We start from the raw sequence: 14,995 nt of genomic DNA on the forward strand, positions 1-14,995 counted from the left end.
AAGCTAACGGATACCGTCGTTTTCAATTGTGACTGATTTGCAGACATCCATTCAACAAAGCTGCATCTCCACCCATTCTTACAGGGTGCTGCCTTGTTTCACTTGGCCTTTTGTTGGCGTTTTGGGCTGGTAGAAGCGAAAGCTAACCTGCCAAGAGGACCGCCGTAAGGAAAACGAGCTGCAGCATGGTTCGTAGAAACAGCTTAGGCACGGGCTGTCCTGCGATAGTTAATTGTTTTTTTGCGGCCAGAACATTGGCGGGAAACATGGCCGCGAGCAGTATGGCTAAACCGAAGGAAGCGGCCTTGGAAGTGGCAGGGAACAGGATACCGGCAGCTCCGGCAATTTCAAGCAGCCCGGTAACGGTCACGATCCACTCCGGCCGAGGAAATGCTGGCGGTACCATGCGGATCAGGTCGGGGCGCCTGGAGCCCCAATGGGCGGAAGCAGTTAAAAGCAGCATAACGGCAACAGCCCCCTGAAGTGAAGTATGCCAGCCTTCGAAATGGGTCAAGCCGATCAGGCCAAGCCCCTTAAACAACAGGAACGATGCAACAAGCACGTAAAAAGGCATCATGCGAATCTCTCCTTAGGATTCAAATTAAAGCCCTGCGTAAGGCTGAAAGGTTTCTTTTTCGATCTTGACCGTCACCCTAAAGGTTAAAAGCCTTTCATGACCATCAGGTACAAAATAGCCAGCGGCAGCAGTAGGCATTCATAAAGGGTCCACCTCTTTCGTTGCTTCTCCGGGTTGCAAAACCCTTGAAATCCACGACGAGAAATTGTGCGCGTTAAAAGCGGCCGGCGCATCCGGAATGGAGGCGCGTACACGTAAACCGAGTGTCAAAAGCACAAACATGTCGGCCGTTTGCTCCGAGTCAACCGATTCCGGAATCACTCCATGCTTTTTGCCGGTCTCTATCCACTCCTTGGATAAATTCACGGATCTCTCATAGTACTCCTTGAGCGCTTCCGCAATCATCGGCTGATCCTCCTTGCCGAGCAAGTACAACAGTACCTTGTTCGTCACATCCTGTGCGTCTTCGTATAACGCAATGCTTTCTGAAATTGTCCGCATGGGCTCGTCGAACGACTGTCTGTTTTGTTCCACTTCATTCATAAAGCTTCGATTCGTTTCTTCGAGCCGCCCCTGAAGAATCCAAACGAAGATTTCGTCTTTGGTTTTTACATAGTGGAAAATCGCGCCCTTTGACAGGCCCGATTTGTCCATGATGTCTTTCATTGTGATCGAATGGCAGCCTTTTTCATGAACGAGCTCTTTGACCGTATCCAGCAGAAGTTTTATCGTTTGTTCCCGGCGTTGTTCTTGTTTCAAACGGATCCCTCCATAGTGATAGCTGACTCTTATCGTGTTATGCTTATTATAAAAACCGACCATTGGTTTGTAAATGGGTTTGATAAAAAATTCGTTTGACGTATGCGTTCAGTCATCCGCCCAGTTAGCACCGGCATGTGCGATAATGATGGCATATAAGCGGAGAAGAAAACTCAAATCCAAAGGAGAACATGATGCGAAAAACGATAATAGCTGCTTGGACTGAGAGATGGGCCGCTATGTATTCTGCGGAAGCAAAAGAAATAAGGCGGATTTTTGGTAATAATGTTCTTCATACTTATCATATCGGAAGCACATCTGTTCCCCATATTGGTTATGCCAAACCGATTATAGACCTATTGGTGGTTGTAAGGGATATTAATCTAGTTGATTCACATGCTGATGAAATGACTCAACTGGGATATGCTTTCCGAGGGGAGAGCGGGATCAAGGGCAGAAGATATTTTACAAAGGGCGGCTATAATAGAACCCATCACGTACACACTTATGCCGCCGGCAATGTAAACATCAAAATGCATTTGGATTTTAAAGAATACTTACTCACCCATCCTGAAGAAGCTAAAAAATACGGTGAATTGAAAGTAAGTCTGGCTAAAAAGTTTCCGGACGAAACATATAAATACCAAGAAGGTAAGGAGTCATTTGTCAGCGAATTAATGGCAAGTGCGACTGAGTGGGCTTCAAAAAGGCCAAACAATTAAGGATGCATATAAGTTTGTCGGGACCACTTTGTCCCATAACCCTCATCGCTGAACAGCTTGCCAATAACGAATAAACAGCAGCTGGGAACCCGGGGCCAAGTTGAGCGAAGAAATTAAGCAATCCGATAAAACGCAGTCCGCCGGGTCTCGGGAAAAATAAAAAGGAGCCGCAAATCTTGCGGCTCTTAAGTCCCGAACGTTCATCATCATGATTTCGAAAGGGTCAGTTCCCGTATAATTTCGATGCCGTCCCGGCCTACTTCTTCAAAACCTAACGAAGCATACAAACGGGACGCCCGTTCGTTTTCGGCCCGATGCCCGAGTACGATTTTGTCGCAGCCGTGCTTGTCGTGGATATAACGTACCAGCTCCTCCATGCCGGATCGGCCCAAACCTTTATGCTGGAACTTGTGATCGATCATATAGGCCATGATCCAGTAGCTCCCATCGTCAGGGTCGACGGCGTAGACCGCAAATCCGATTAATTCTTCACCGGTATACACGGCCAAAGGAGTAAATCCGCAATAAGCCGACTCTGCAAGCCAATACACAACCGAAACAGGAAATACGTTCTTTTGCTCGTCCGAAACTTCAAGCTCGGTGCATTCATACCAGTTGTTCTCATCAATGGGCTTGAGTTCGACGGTTGGCTGATCCCGTTCCGGTGAGCCAAAGCGCTCCATATCCTCGTCGCTGTTTGGGCTCTTTGTGTTTTTGTCCCTATTCAAACAACATCTCTCCTTCAAGTCGAGTGGGGATTTGAAGCTTTTTAGTGTGCGGACGATCTGCTCCCCCAGAAACCATCGTCGAACAATTTTTCGCCAGGTTCAAGGTTGAGTTTAGACTTATTCAATTTATCCGAAACCAGTCTGCAACAATCCCGCTTCCCTTGACATTCCCCCGAGCTTTTAAGATAATAAAAATGATATTGTTGTTATATCAACTAATATGAACAGGGTGAACGAATGGAACGGGACATGGAAGAGCATATCGGTTTGATGATCCATATGGCGGATTTGGAGATTACCAGTTACTTGAAGAAATGGCTGGCTCCCATACAGCTTGCTCCGGAACAGCATCTGGTGATTGCGCTCTTACTGAGGCAGGAAGGCTTGTCGCAGAACGAGATCGCGGAACGCCTTAGCAAAGACAAATCCGGCATTACGCGAATGCTTGCGAGTCTGGAGAACAAGGGCTTTATACGCCGTACCCCCAGCGCCGGCGACCGCCGCTCGATTGAAGTGTATTTGACCGATGAGGGACGGGCGCTAAAAGCAAACGTGGAAGAGATCAGCAGCCATATGAGACAGCATCTCAGAGCAGGCTTTACGGATGAAGAGACGGCCGAGCTGAAGAGGCTTCTTACAAAGGTCCGTGAGAATGTGCGAAAGCGGTAGCCCGCCGCTCGCTCCTGTTTATCTTTTAGTTGATATATCAACTAAAACTATATATCGGAGGGTTTGCTTATGAAAATCGCAGCAGTTATCGGAAGCAACCGCAAAAACTCATATAACCTGAAGCTTGCGGAGTATGTGCAGAAGACGTTTAAAGATCGGCTTGATGTGGAAATCGTCCGCGTGAACGATCTGCCGTTTTACAACGAGGATATCGAGCTGACTCCGGACCAGTCGGTGCTGGATTTCCGCGGCAAAATTGCAGGCGCCGACGCCGTGCTTTGGGTTACGCCCGAGTACAACTACTCGATCCCCGGCGTGCTGAAAAATGCCCTGGACTGGCTGTCGCGCGGGGACCGCGTAATGATCGGCAAGCCATCCTGGATCATGGGCGCTTCGATGGGGCTTCTTGGCACGGTACGGGCGCAAGAGCATTTGCGCGATATTTTGTTCTCGCCGGGAGTCTCTTCCGTGCTTCTTCCCGGCAACGAAGTGTACGTAGGCCTTGTCCATGAAAAAATCGATAAAGACGGCAACCTGCACCACGAGCCTACTATTGAGTTCCTGAATGTGGTCGTGAACAATTTTATTAACTGGCACGGCAAGCTGCACAAAAATTAATCGACAGCCGGGATTGTCCCGATTCGAGTCTTGAGGGGACTTCCTCTAAAAGGCTGCATGAGGTACGCAAAGTACCTCGTGCGGCCTTTTCCTTTTGCCAAATCTATCTTGACAGGAGTGAAGATTATTTGGTAAGTTTTTGTTGTCAATAAAAACTGACAAGTCAAATGGAGCTGACAAGTATGGAAAAACAAAATGACATTATGGTGCTAACGAATCTCGAACAATTGAAATCTTTGAGTGATCCGCTGCGGATTGAGATCTTATGCCTGCTGGTAGAGGAGGCTCGGTCGGGGCAGCAGCTTTCTCAGCAGATGGGAGAGTCGCGGTCGAAGGTCCACTACCACCTGCAGGATCTGGAGAAGAACGGCTTAATTCGGCTGGTGGAGGAAAATCGCAAGGGGAACATGACCCAGAAGCTGTATAAGGCCGTGGCGAAAAGCTTTATTCCGTCTACGGAACTGCTATCCTTCCACCATGAATACGGGGAGAGCCGCCGGCTGATGACGATATCCACTCTGGACCGGGCCAAGAGCCGTGCTCTGGCGGCCCCGGAGAGCGCCTTCCTGACGGATTCCGAAGATCACAGGAAATGGCACCGCATAGCGAGTCAGACTGAAGTGAACATTCCGAAGGAAAAGTTTAAGAAATGGGTCGCGAAGTATCACGGGCTGGTCCAGGAGCTTAACCGGATGGCGGAAGAGGAGGTTTCGGAAGAGGAGATGGAAACTTTCTATCTGATGACGGTAGCGTTCCAGATCGACGAGCCTTATTTCAAAGAGGAGAAGGAAGATGAGTAGCTTGGAAGCCCGAATCCAGGCGGAGCGGATGTCCCGTCCGGCATCGTCGCTCTTCCGGGAAAGGGCGTTCGCCATGCTGTGGCTGTCTACGATTTTCTCCGGCCTCGCCCTGAACATGTTCTATTTCGCGGAAGCCTGGTACGTGGTGAACGTCTTGAACATGGAGGCTTCCCTCGGCGTTATTTATATGATCGGGACGCTGCCCCGCGTCTTGTTCATGGTGATCGGAGGCGTGCTGGCGGACCGGATCAGCCCGTCGAAGATCATGTTCGTGTCGACGATAGCCAAATCGGCGCTGCTCGCCGTCTTGGTTCTGGTTCTGGTTCAGGGCGGGGCAATCGGACTGGGTGCCTTGACCGCTTTCGCGCTGCTGTTCGGCATACTGGATGCGTTCTTTTGGCCCGCTTCGGGTTCGATCGTCCCGTCCATCGTTTCCAAAGAGGGGCTGACGAGGGCCAACTCCATTATCCAGACGACGAACCAGTCTACCTCGATATTCGGGCCGATGATCAGCGGTTTTGTCATCGTCGCTCTCCGGTATGAAGGGATCTTCGGCCTGATTACCGTGCTGCTGGCGCTGGGCGCCCTATTCGCACTGCTTGTCCGCGTGGGGAAGTCCCCATCGCCCGATACCAAAGCGGACCGGATTCCGATGCTGACCAGCGTCAAAGAAGGGATCGGCTACGTCCGTCGGGCGCCCGTCTTGAAAGCGTTTGTGCTGAAGACGCTGTTTTTGAATCTGTTTTTTACCGGTCCCTTTGCCATCGGCATCCCGGTTTTCGTCAAACACGTTCTGCACGGGGAGACACTCGATTTCAGCATGCTGCAATCCTTCCTGGCGGGAGGAATGCTGGTCAGCTCGATTGTGCTGGGCATTCTCAACTTGAAACGCCGGAGAGGCTTGATCAGCGTACTGGCCCAGTTAGGTCTGTCGTTCAGCTTTCTCGCGTTGAGCATGGCCGCCACACTGTGGACCGGAGCCGTGTTTGCCGCCTGTATGGGAATCTCGATGGGAATCTCGAACATCTGCGCCATTTCCGTGATCCAGAATCATGCCGACAAAGCATATATCGGTCGCGTGATGAGTATTCAGACCATGTCTTCCATGGGACTTACGCCTATTTCATACGGCTTGACTTCACTGCTTCTCAGCGTTGGTGTGGAAATACAACACATTGTAATGGGCGGTGCTCTTCTTCTGCTCGCCTTTACCTTCTGGCTGATCGTTAAAATCCCGTCTTTGCGGAAGGCGGCCTAAAGGCTAATTTCAGAAAGCGGCCTCACTGAATTGCAGCGTGCTTCCAAGTGCTACATCGGCGGGCCGTTCCATTTTCTTATGGGGCTCTGCCGGTCTAACCTTGTTTACTGCGCACGTACTCCTCCGGTGATTTGCCGATAACCGTTTTGAAATCTTTAATCAGATGAGCCTGGTCGTAATAGCCCAGATCTACCGCGAGCTTCGACCAGTCCGGCGATTCTCCCGCATCCGCCGATACGGCCGCATCCTGGAGCCGGTATCTCTTGATAACCCATTTCGGACTGACGCCGACATATTGGCTGAACATCCGCTGCATCGTTCTTACGGAGATGCCGAACTTGACCCCGACGTCCTCGACCCGGTTGATTTCCCTGTGTTCCGCAATGTAGTCGATAACGGAGTTGACGGTTTCGATTTGCTTGTCTTCTGACGGCCGTTCCTTTTTGAAAAAATCATCCACATAACGAACTTTCGTGTCTTCATCGGAATGAGCGAACAGAGCATCTTCCAGCGGAAGGCTGCTTATGCCGAAAACCTCCCGGAAAGCCAAGCTGCGGTTGACCAGCTCTGAAGCCGGCTGCCGGTAAAACGGATAAAACCCGCCCGGCCGGAACAAAACGCCGAATACTTCTCCTTTGCCCTCAAGAAGCTGCGACATTTTCCCTGTATTCGTTCCGTAGACCCGCGTGTTGTCTTTTTCGAAAACCAGATTAAAGCAGGGAGGCTGGAGAACCTCCTGGGTATGAGAAGGAAGTCCCCTCAAGTCCCAATGAATCAGCCAGTAATGCCGGATAAAAAAAGCCAGCTCCGGTGCGGGCAATCGTCGGGAAATGGTGAACCTTTGACGGCCTTCCTCGTATTTTAAAATGCCTTTGTTGACGACGGCCGGGTTCTCTTCGGGTTTCATGCGGAGCCGCCTCCGTTCCAGATGAAGTCTCAGGGGAAATGACGCTTTTTTACAATCGGTTTGCGCCGTGGTCCTGTAATGTTGATGGTAGCAAAACGGCCAAGCTATCTCAAGACGCCGACACTAGGTAAGGGAGGAATATTCAATGGATCTCAGTTATCATTTTTATATCGACGGCAGCCCGGAGCAGGTCTGGGAGGTTTTCGTGACGCCGGAGAAAACCCGTAAAATCTTTTTCGACTGTGTGATCGATTCTTCTTATGTCCCCGGTGAATCTATCCGGTTCATCGGACCCGGCAATGACGGCGAGCAGACCGTTCATATCTACGGAGAAGTGCTGGAATACGAGCCGAACCGTATCCTTAGTTACATTGAACACCCGGGTCCTTCCTACTATCCGAATCATGCGGAGATTACAACGCGGGTAACCATTAAGCTGGAGCCGTTCGCTGGCTGCACCAAGCTGACTCTGATCAACGATCAGTGGGTCGAAAATCATCCTTCCTACGAAAAGGCGGACCCCGCCTGGTGGATGCTGCTGAGCGCCATCAAAACGTTCGTGGAAACCGGAAAGAAGCTGGATCTCGGCTGGTAAGGGGTAAAAGGGCGGAGTCCCTACGAAATATGGCTGCGGCGGTAAGCGGAACGTTTCGGTTTCGACACGAAAAAGCCGGACAGTATGAAGCCTGTCCGGTCTTTAATCCGCCGCTGATCCCAGCGGCGGATTATTTTGTAAGCCGACAACAGGGGAGCTCTACGGCTCCTCTGCTGTCGGCATTTTCATTTTCTAATGAAAAGTTTGATTGTTTAGTGATGATGACGTTCCTCGAAAGTTTGACAGCAGGTGTCGGTGATGCCCTCGGCGGAATCCTGATGTCCGGAATCGTAAGGCAGACCGTCCCGCTCCTGCGGTTGCGGCTTGTTCGAATGAGCGTTTACTTCGATCATAATAACTTCCGCGCTGCAGTTGTTGCCCTGCTCCCAGTATTCGCAGTTGGCAATGCTGCATTTCACCATTGGATTTTCCATGTTTATCACCTCGTACTTCTATTTACCCGAAGAACGAAGCTTTAAACAGGGGGAGAGCCGTCCGGGAAAAGTCCGACCGAACCTGCACCGGCGTCAGGTTTAGCCTCCGCCAGCATGTGCTTGTAAATCTCGATCGCTGCGGCGCGTGAGCTTTTCAGATCGACAATCGCGTCAGCCTGCGGTTTATGAATCTCCTTATCGCTCAGATGAGCGAGATGGGGAAGCCACCGCCGGATGTACATACCCGTCGGATCATGCGTCTCCGACTGGGTGACGGGGTTCATGACTCGGAAGTACGGGGACGCGTCGAAGCCGAGCGAAGCGCTCCACAGCCAGCCGCCCCGGTTGAGCACGTTGTCGTAATCGGCGAGCTTGCGCCGGAAATACCGTTCGCCCAGCGTGAAGGGGCACCGCAGGTTCTTGGTCAAGAACATGGCCGTCACCATCCGCAGCCGGTTCGGCATGTGCCCCGTGGCGTTCAGCTCCGCCATGGCCGCATCCACGACCGGAATGCCGGTCTGCCCCCGGCACCACCGCTCGAAGAGCGTGTCCTCCAGGCCGGAGAAATCGAATTTCTTCTCGTAGACGAAGAAGTCCGGGTTATAGACGGCCTGGTACAGGTAGAAGTCGCGCCACGCCAGCTGGCGCGTCCAGGCTTCGTGCCGCTCGCTGCCGAGAGCGGCTTCATACGCCCGGCGCACGGAGAGCGCGCCGGTGTTCAGATGGCGGCTGATCCCGCTGGTCGTCTCGAAGGCGTACCGGTCTCTTTGCGCTTCATAAGCGCGGAGACCTCCTTCGAGAAAATCGCTCAGAGTCTGAGCGGGATCAGGCGCCGTACCTGCCGCTTCCGGGTCCAACGGAAGCGGGAACCGGGCGGACCAGGCTTCGCGGTCCGGTAGCGGCCGTGTCTGCAAATCGCGCACGGTGACGGCCGACGACGGCCGGAAAAAAAGGTGCATGTAAGCGTTCCATTTTTTATAAAAAGGGGTAAATACCTGGTAAGGGGTACGGCGCTCCGCGAAATGCTGGAAATCCCCGAAATCGGCGAGAGTGTGGTCGATCAGCGTAGTAACCGGGACGCCGCGCGCGGAAGCTGAAACCTTCAGTTTGCGGTCGCGTACTAATGCATAGGGCGTAATGTCGCCATGCACCACGATTTCTTCGATGGGAAGCTCCGCGAGTAGCCCGTCGACCACGACATGAGGCTCGCCGGCAAGCACTTCCAGATGAGCGCCCGCTTTCCGGTATTCGCGAATGAGCCTGGAAACGTGACGGAGGAAGTTGATTCCGCTGTGTTCCCTGTCCCGGCCTTCGCGCAGCAGGAAAGGGTCCAGAATCAGGACATGCAGGCTTGGACGCCCCAAGCTGTGAATGTAATCAAACGCAATCAGGTCGTCAATCCGCAGATCTTTGCGATGGATAAAAAGGATCATAATGAAGGGACGCTCCTTGCCTTTTCGTCTAACTTCAATAATAACAGGAAATCCGGCGCAAATGAAAAGAAGCCCGGCAAGCCAGGCGGCAACCTGGATTACGGGGCTCCCTTTCGGGTATATGCTGCGTTCCATTACGAGTGCGTCTTACTAGTCTGCAGTGATCTTGTTAAAAAGGTCATCGCCGATAACGCGGCGTGCAGAAACGTATCGTTTCGCATAGTAAGATTCGCTCAAGTCACTCTTTGTAACACCTTTGTTCGTGGCGGAGTGGGCGAACTTGTTGTTCCCGATGTAAATACCTACATGGGAGATGCCTTTTCCGTCGGTGTTAAAAAATACAAGGTCACCCGGTCTCAGATCGCTTTTCGCAACCGAGGATCCTTGGCCGTTCTGTGCTTTTGAAGTGCGTGCCAGATCAATGCCGAACCGGTCGAATACGTAGGACGTGAAGCCCGAGCAATCAAAACCGCTGGTCGATGTGCCCGAATACTTGTAAGGCGTCCCTACCAATCCGTCAATCGTGGAGCTGAGCGTCGACTTCGCGGAAGCGCTGCCGATTTCCACACTCAAAAACAGGGTCAAGCTCAAAACAAACAACAAGACTTTCTTCAACTGTGTTGCTCCTTCCTGTGCCTACGAGGTTAGCTGGAGGGTTCGGTAGAAGGTCCCCTATGATCCCTGTGTTGCAAGATCAATTCACCCAGAGTGGATCCCCCGTTCTCTTCCTTTTGTCTAAGAAGAAATTCGGCAATCTTTTTCTGTTCCGACACTAAGTATTCGCCATAGGTCCAGAAATTCCTTCCAAAAAACTAAAAATAGTTACAAAAAAGTTTCAAAAGCAGTTATTTAGTCGGATTTCAGGGGAAAAAGTAGATCAAAAAACCCGCCTTCTTGTATAAAAAGGGCGGGTTTTCCATGTCTTTCAGCTTAGAGCCGATCTAAGTCTTCGGCTGGTCCGGAAACTTCACGCGCAGCCCGGGCTTCGTTTCGGCGAGCAATTTTTCCTGCAGGGCGTTGAGATCTTCCTGCGTTTTCAGTTCGCCTTTTTTGACGAGGTATTCGATCGTCTTTTGCTGGAGGAGATATTTGGCGTACTGGTTGACGGTTTTGGGATCGGTCCAGTAGGTTGCCTCGGTCAAGCCGGCGCTTTTGTAAAGCATCTCCTTCAACTGAGCCGCTTCGGGACCGGCCGCTTCCAGCGCTTTGCGCTGCTGGTCGATAGCCTGCTTCACTTCGGCTTCCTTGACTTTGACTCCGCGCTTCTGGCCGTAACGGACGAAGAGCTCGTCCTTAAGCATCAGATCGAGAAGCTGATCGTTGGTCAAATTGTTTTGAGCGCCCTGCATCTGAAAGGCCAAATCGACTTCGGCTTTCATTTTGTCGAATGCTTGGTTGGAGATGCGGACGTCGTGACCGATCGCCACAACCTCTTTGGCTTTAACGTCGGACTGTCCGTAAAAGAACGACCCGGCGGCGACGCAAAGGCCAATTACTGCCGCCACGACGGTGCTTGTCCGTGGGGATATCATCGGTAATGCCTCCTTTTATCTTCTATCTTTCCATGATAGCTGAAAAAAACGCAAATGGAAACTAAAAACCCCCTGGCCGTTGAACGGCAGGGGGAGACGGATATCGCGCCGGAACAATCCGGGAAGAGGACGGTTAAGAAGGGAGACGATGGATGGGACCCGTCTGTCTTTCCACCCGGCTTACGGGCAGAGAAAGAGGCCTTTCTAGATGCGATAGCTTTCCCAGATTTCACGCTGGGCGGCGATGGACCACATTTTGACAAAGGTGCGGACCAAAGGGTAGATCTGGTGGATGATGAGCGCCGTCAGGCCTGCCCATATATAGGAGGCATAAGTCGCCGCGACGGCAAGAAGGAAGCCGAGCAGGACGAGCAGGAGGGCATTGCCCGTGATCCGCAAGCCTTGGCGGAACACGACCGGAAGCACCGCGAGAAATCCCCGCCGATCCTCGGAGGCCCGGCCGAACTGCAGGAACAGGAAGAGGAGCTGAATAAGCAGGGCGTACACGGAATAGAGTGCCGCCCAGGGAAGCACGGACAGAAGAAGCGGCTCGAATCCGTAGGCTTTGTTGAACAAAGCAAGCGCTTTGGGGGCCAGCCAGTAGAGCGGCGCAAGCATCAGGACCGTTTGCAGGAGATAATAGAGGAAGAAGGGCAGCAGCAGCTCGCGGATTCCTTTCATAAACCGGTAGCCCGCATTCATCTGCCGGTGTTCCAGCGAGTACAGCACGCCGGCGTTCAGCATGGGACTGATCAGCATCCGGACGGCCAGCAGGATGAGAAGCCATTCGAGATACGGCTGGATGAGATCCGTTTTTACAAGCCGGAACTGGCTTTCCGCCAAGAACAAATGAACGGCGCTCTGGGGTTGATCGCTGCCGGGATAACGGTGGAGCAGAGGGACGATAATGGATTGGACCCATTTATAAAGCAGAATCCCCCAGGCAAACTGATACACATACAGCACGCAAACGGCGAACGGCTGCTTGAGGGCGGCCGTCAAGCCTTGTCGTAGATAGCGGAGCATCTCATCACCTCACCAGGCTACAGTATCGAACAGCGTTTCCAGCAGTTTGACGACGCCGAGGGTCCAGCGGATTCTCCACGTGGTGTCGACTTCGGTTTTCATATAGTTGTTGATATGCCGGTTTTCGAGCTTCATGGTGTAGTTGGGATCCAGGGAAACCCAATCCACCGGCGATTTATGGGTCAGCTTGTACTCGATCTGCTCGCCCTGTCCGTCCCAGACCTTCTCGGTCGTCGAACCGTCGGCAAAATGGAACCGGAGCGGGACGGCAGGTACAGTGCCGCCGAACTTGCGGACCAGCACGCTGCTTTCGTACAACGTCTGTCCCGACTCGTTCGTCTGGCGGATACGGATGTTATCGACCGCATAGTCGGTCATCATGCTGCCGTATATATATTGGTCGAAAAACTCCGTCCATTTCGTTTTGGTGATTTCCTCCACGACCGCTTGGAAATCGCGGGTTCCCGGGTGCTTGAATTTCCATCGCTGGAAGTATGTTTTCATAATGCGGTCCATCGTGTTCAGCCCGACCCGGTGCTCGATTTCCTTGAGAACCAGCTTGGCGCGGGTATACACGTTGTCGGCGTACTCGCCGTGGCTGCGGTAACTCCACGCATTTTTCTGCAGTGCGGCCGGTGAGGTGATATAGCTCGCTTCGACCGGAAAGTTGGGTTTCGACCCGTATTCCAGCTCCATCAGCTTATCTTCGGTGTAGGAAGTGAATCCTTCGTCCAGCCAGGCTTCCTCGAACTCGTTGGTGGCAACGAGTCCGTACCAGAACTGGTGGCCAATCTCATGGACGACCACCCGTTCGAGGTCCAGATCGGGCGTCCCCTTGGAGGCTCCCCAAGCGGTAACGAGCGTGGGATATTCCATGCCCCCCGCCCCGTTAGCCTCTTCCGGCGGCACGACAATGGATAAGGTCGAGTACGGATATGTACCATACCATTGGGAGTACCGGCTCAGCGCTTTTTTGGCGGCGATCATATAGCGGGACTTGTACGGTTCATGCTTGGGATCGAGGTACAGCTTGATCTTGACCCCCGGCAAATTGGGAGCGGCATAGGGCTCTTCAAACACCTTAAAGTTAGGCGAAGCGGACCAAGCGAAATCGTGCACGTCATCCGCATAAAACTGATAGGTTTTCTTGCCGGCTTCGACGACCGGATTTTTGGTCGGAAAACCGGTGGCGGCCACGATGTAATCCGCTGGGACTTTCACACGGACATCGAAAATGCCAAAGTCCGCGTAAAACTCCGAATTGCCGTGGTACTGGTGCAGGTTCCATCCTTCCGCGGTCCGTCCCCGGGTGCCGGCAGGCTCGTACACGGCAAGCTTGGGAAACCATTGGCCCGCCATAACGAAATCTTTCGTTATGCCCATGCGGGCGAACACTTGCGGAAGCTTGACCGTAAAATCCGTATGCAGCGTAATGGCAGCCCCTGCGGCGACAGGCTTCGGAAGCGTAATCTTGATCAGCGTCCGGTCATCGGGGTTTCCGTCATCGGGCTGGACGAACTGCATCGCGGAGCTGAGGTCGGTTTCGTCCTCGGTTTTGATGCTGCGCAGTTCCATATCTCCGAAGCTGCCCTTTTTGGCTTCGTCTCTCCGCAGCTTGCCGCCGGATTCCTTCATAAAAGTCGTCTTTTCCGATGCGAAGGCATTCGGATAAAGATGCATGTACAGTTCCTGTACAGGCTGACTGCCCGGGTTTTTCCAGGTGACGGTCTGTTGGCCGAGGAGCTTCTGGTTTTCCGGGTTGTATTCCACATTGATGTGATATTCGACGATGCGCTTGCTGAGAGGCTGGTGTACACCTTCTCCTGTCGCCGGCGGCTGACCGATTGAAGAAGAAGGTTCCGCATTCACCGGGGGGACTGGATTCTGAACGGTTCCGGACAGAACGGCCCGGCTTGTCTGGCCCGTCCTTTCTTCAGGGGAAGAAAGGAGCGAGTTGGCGAGGAAGGCTGCGCCCAGGAACGCGGCGGCTGCGGATACGAGCCAGGCTTTTTTTCGGTTGGCCATCTTTACTTTCATGATTTTCACCCCGTTGACAAGCATCTACAGCATGTATATGTTTGCATTCCGGGGATTATTAGCTAAAATAAATGAAGAAGAGCAGAATTATTTTTCTAGGAAAGCGTAGGTGCCTTTCATGGATTCCCATAAAGAAGAACCGAAGAAAAAACCGGCGGCGCTGAATATCGTCAGCACGAAGGTGAATCACAAAGGATTCGGAGCGGGTTCGATTGATCTGAGCAACGTATCCAGCCTTATTCTCGACGGAGACGAAGCTTATCTCGACATGGGCGCGCTGCACGCGAAGAGCCAGGTGGAGAAGCGGATTAAATTCTCGATGAACAAAGAAGACGTCCCGAACGGACGCCGCTGCTGGATCGTATGGGTGGCCGTGGACCGCTCACCGGAAGGAACTTCCTACGGCGGAGTGACGGCTTGCGAGATGCTGATCGATACGGAAGCGCGCAAAGGTTGGAAAATCCTGGCCGATCACGTGAACCGGATGGACGCCGCAATGAAGCGCAAGATCATGGTGGAAGGCCTGGATGAAACGGAGAAATCCGCGCTGCGCAAGGCTTTGATCGAACATAACGAGGAATGGTGGAACCACTCTTCCGAGGAGCTTAAACAGGCGCTTGCTTAGCCTCTCGTTAAATGTGTACAAATTGTGTCATGGATTGTGAGACCCAGGGGAAGCGGGTATACTAACACTAGTGTATGTTACACTCATATACTAGGACAGCAAAAAGGCAGACTAAGGACGCTTAGTTCTGCCTTTTTGCGTTGGATATAAATGACTGGCCGGCCGTTTATTTCCTGTAAAAGGGCTTTCGTTGCTTGGAAAAGCTTCAATAAAAGAAGGTGCTTCAAGCCTCGAAAGAAGCTGAACACAAATCAAATCCTGACCGGCCGGGTTTA

17 protein-coding genes and 1 riboswitch are annotated in these 14,995 nt (G+C 52.4%); of the genes, 7 read left to right on the forward strand and 10 right to left on the reverse strand.

All coding sequences use genetic code 11. The features are described 5' to 3' along the window. Positions 1-142: 142 nt before the first annotated feature. On the reverse strand, positions 143-577 hold the full coding sequence (locus KVT34_RS26850; protein WP_217562850.1) for a DoxX family protein: 435 nt from the start codon (positions 575-577) through the stop codon (positions 143-145). 138 nt (positions 578-715) lie between these two features. Further along, the gene (locus KVT34_RS26855; protein WP_217562851.1) at positions 716-1,336 is read right to left on the reverse strand and encodes a TetR/AcrR family transcriptional regulator; all 621 of its coding nucleotides are present in this window, start codon (positions 1,334-1,336) and stop codon (positions 716-718) included. A 194-nt stretch (positions 1,337-1,530) separates the two neighbouring features. On the opposite strand from KVT34_RS26855, the gene KVT34_RS26860 reads away from it, so the two are divergent. Then, complete coding sequence (locus KVT34_RS26860) at positions 1,531-2,058, forward strand: GrpB family protein (protein WP_217562852.1); 528 nt, start codon at positions 1,531-1,533, stop codon at positions 2,056-2,058. A gap of 206 nt (positions 2,059-2,264) precedes the next feature. Here KVT34_RS26860 and KVT34_RS26865 read toward each other — a convergent pair whose 3' ends face one another. After that, positions 2,265-2,786 (reverse strand): GNAT family N-acetyltransferase, encoded by a 522-nt coding sequence (locus KVT34_RS26865; protein WP_217562853.1) that lies wholly within the window; start codon positions 2,784-2,786, stop codon positions 2,265-2,267. Between the two features lie 237 nt (positions 2,787-3,023). Here KVT34_RS26865 and KVT34_RS26870 point away from each other — a divergent pair, with 237 nt between their 5' ends. From KVT34_RS26870 to KVT34_RS26885, 4 genes are all read left to right on the forward strand, one after another. Beyond that, positions 3,024-3,455, forward strand: coding sequence for a MarR family winged helix-turn-helix transcriptional regulator (locus tag KVT34_RS26870; RefSeq protein WP_217562854.1), 432 nt, complete (start codon positions 3,024-3,026; stop codon positions 3,453-3,455). A gap of 69 nt (positions 3,456-3,524) precedes the next feature. Next, on the forward strand, positions 3,525-4,073 hold the full coding sequence (locus tag KVT34_RS26875) for an NADPH-dependent FMN reductase (protein ID WP_042235176.1): 549 nt from the start codon (positions 3,525-3,527) through the stop codon (positions 4,071-4,073). Positions 4,074-4,255: 182 nt separating this feature from the next. Beyond that, positions 4,256-4,873 (forward strand): ArsR/SmtB family transcription factor, encoded by a 618-nt coding sequence (locus KVT34_RS26880; protein WP_217562855.1) that lies wholly within the window; start codon positions 4,256-4,258, stop codon positions 4,871-4,873. Further along, on the forward strand, positions 4,866-6,131 hold the full coding sequence (locus KVT34_RS26885) for an MFS transporter (RefSeq protein WP_217562856.1): 1,266 nt from the start codon (positions 4,866-4,868) through the stop codon (positions 6,129-6,131). The genes KVT34_RS26880 and KVT34_RS26885 overlap by 8 nt, the downstream gene beginning before the upstream one ends. A gap of 94 nt (positions 6,132-6,225) precedes the next feature. On the opposite strand, the gene KVT34_RS26890 is transcribed toward KVT34_RS26885, so the two are convergent. Further along, entirely contained in the window at positions 6,226-7,038 is an 813-nt protein-coding gene (locus KVT34_RS26890) for a helix-turn-helix domain-containing protein (RefSeq protein ID WP_217562857.1), read from the reverse strand. Between the two features lie 145 nt (positions 7,039-7,183). On the opposite strand from KVT34_RS26890, the gene KVT34_RS26895 reads away from it, so the two are divergent. Then, positions 7,184-7,633 (forward strand): SRPBCC domain-containing protein, encoded by a 450-nt coding sequence (locus KVT34_RS26895; RefSeq protein WP_217562858.1) that lies wholly within the window; start codon positions 7,184-7,186, stop codon positions 7,631-7,633. Positions 7,634-7,845: 212 nt separating this feature from the next. Here KVT34_RS26895 and KVT34_RS26900 read toward each other — a convergent pair whose 3' ends face one another. The 6 genes from KVT34_RS26900 to KVT34_RS26925 all read right to left on the reverse strand — a co-directional run bounded on the left by KVT34_RS26900 (position 7,846) and on the right by KVT34_RS26925 (position 14,095). Beyond that, positions 7,846-8,067: a DUF1540 domain-containing protein gene (locus KVT34_RS26900; RefSeq protein WP_009671636.1), complete on the reverse strand. Its 222-nt coding sequence runs from the start codon at positions 8,065-8,067 to the stop codon at positions 7,846-7,848. 41 nt (positions 8,068-8,108) lie between these two features. After that, complete coding sequence (locus KVT34_RS26905) at positions 8,109-9,500, reverse strand: cryptochrome/photolyase family protein (RefSeq protein ID WP_217562859.1); 1,392 nt, start codon at positions 9,498-9,500, stop codon at positions 8,109-8,111. Positions 9,501-9,650: 150 nt separating this feature from the next. Beyond that, entirely contained in the window at positions 9,651-10,115 is a 465-nt protein-coding gene (locus KVT34_RS26910) for a C40 family peptidase (RefSeq protein WP_009671580.1), read from the reverse strand. Positions 10,116-10,118: 3 nt separating this feature from the next. Next, a riboswitch (cyclic di-AMP (ydaO/yuaA leader) is annotated at positions 10,119-10,263 on the reverse strand. 178 nt (positions 10,264-10,441) lie between these two features. Beyond that, positions 10,442-11,032: a SurA N-terminal domain-containing protein gene (locus KVT34_RS26915; RefSeq protein WP_009671606.1), complete on the reverse strand. Its 591-nt coding sequence runs from the start codon at positions 11,030-11,032 to the stop codon at positions 10,442-10,444. Positions 11,033-11,236: 204 nt separating this feature from the next. Continuing rightward, complete coding sequence (locus KVT34_RS26920) at positions 11,237-12,058, reverse strand: hypothetical protein (protein ID WP_217562860.1); 822 nt, start codon at positions 12,056-12,058, stop codon at positions 11,237-11,239. A 9-nt stretch (positions 12,059-12,067) separates the two neighbouring features. Next, positions 12,068-14,095, reverse strand: coding sequence for a M1 family metallopeptidase (locus KVT34_RS26925; protein ID WP_254635177.1), 2,028 nt, complete (start codon positions 14,093-14,095; stop codon positions 12,068-12,070). Positions 14,096-14,213: 118 nt separating this feature from the next. Between KVT34_RS26925 and KVT34_RS26930 the strand changes: the two genes are divergently transcribed. After that, positions 14,214-14,720 (forward strand): YwhD family protein, encoded by a 507-nt coding sequence (locus KVT34_RS26930; RefSeq protein ID WP_217562862.1) that lies wholly within the window; start codon positions 14,214-14,216, stop codon positions 14,718-14,720. Positions 14,721-14,995 lie beyond the last annotated feature (275 nt).

The organism is Paenibacillus sp. GbtcB18 (assembly GCF_019091125.1).
GTDB classification, from domain to species: Bacteria; Bacillota; Bacilli; order Paenibacillales; family NBRC-103111; genus Paenibacillus_F; species Paenibacillus_F chitinolyticus.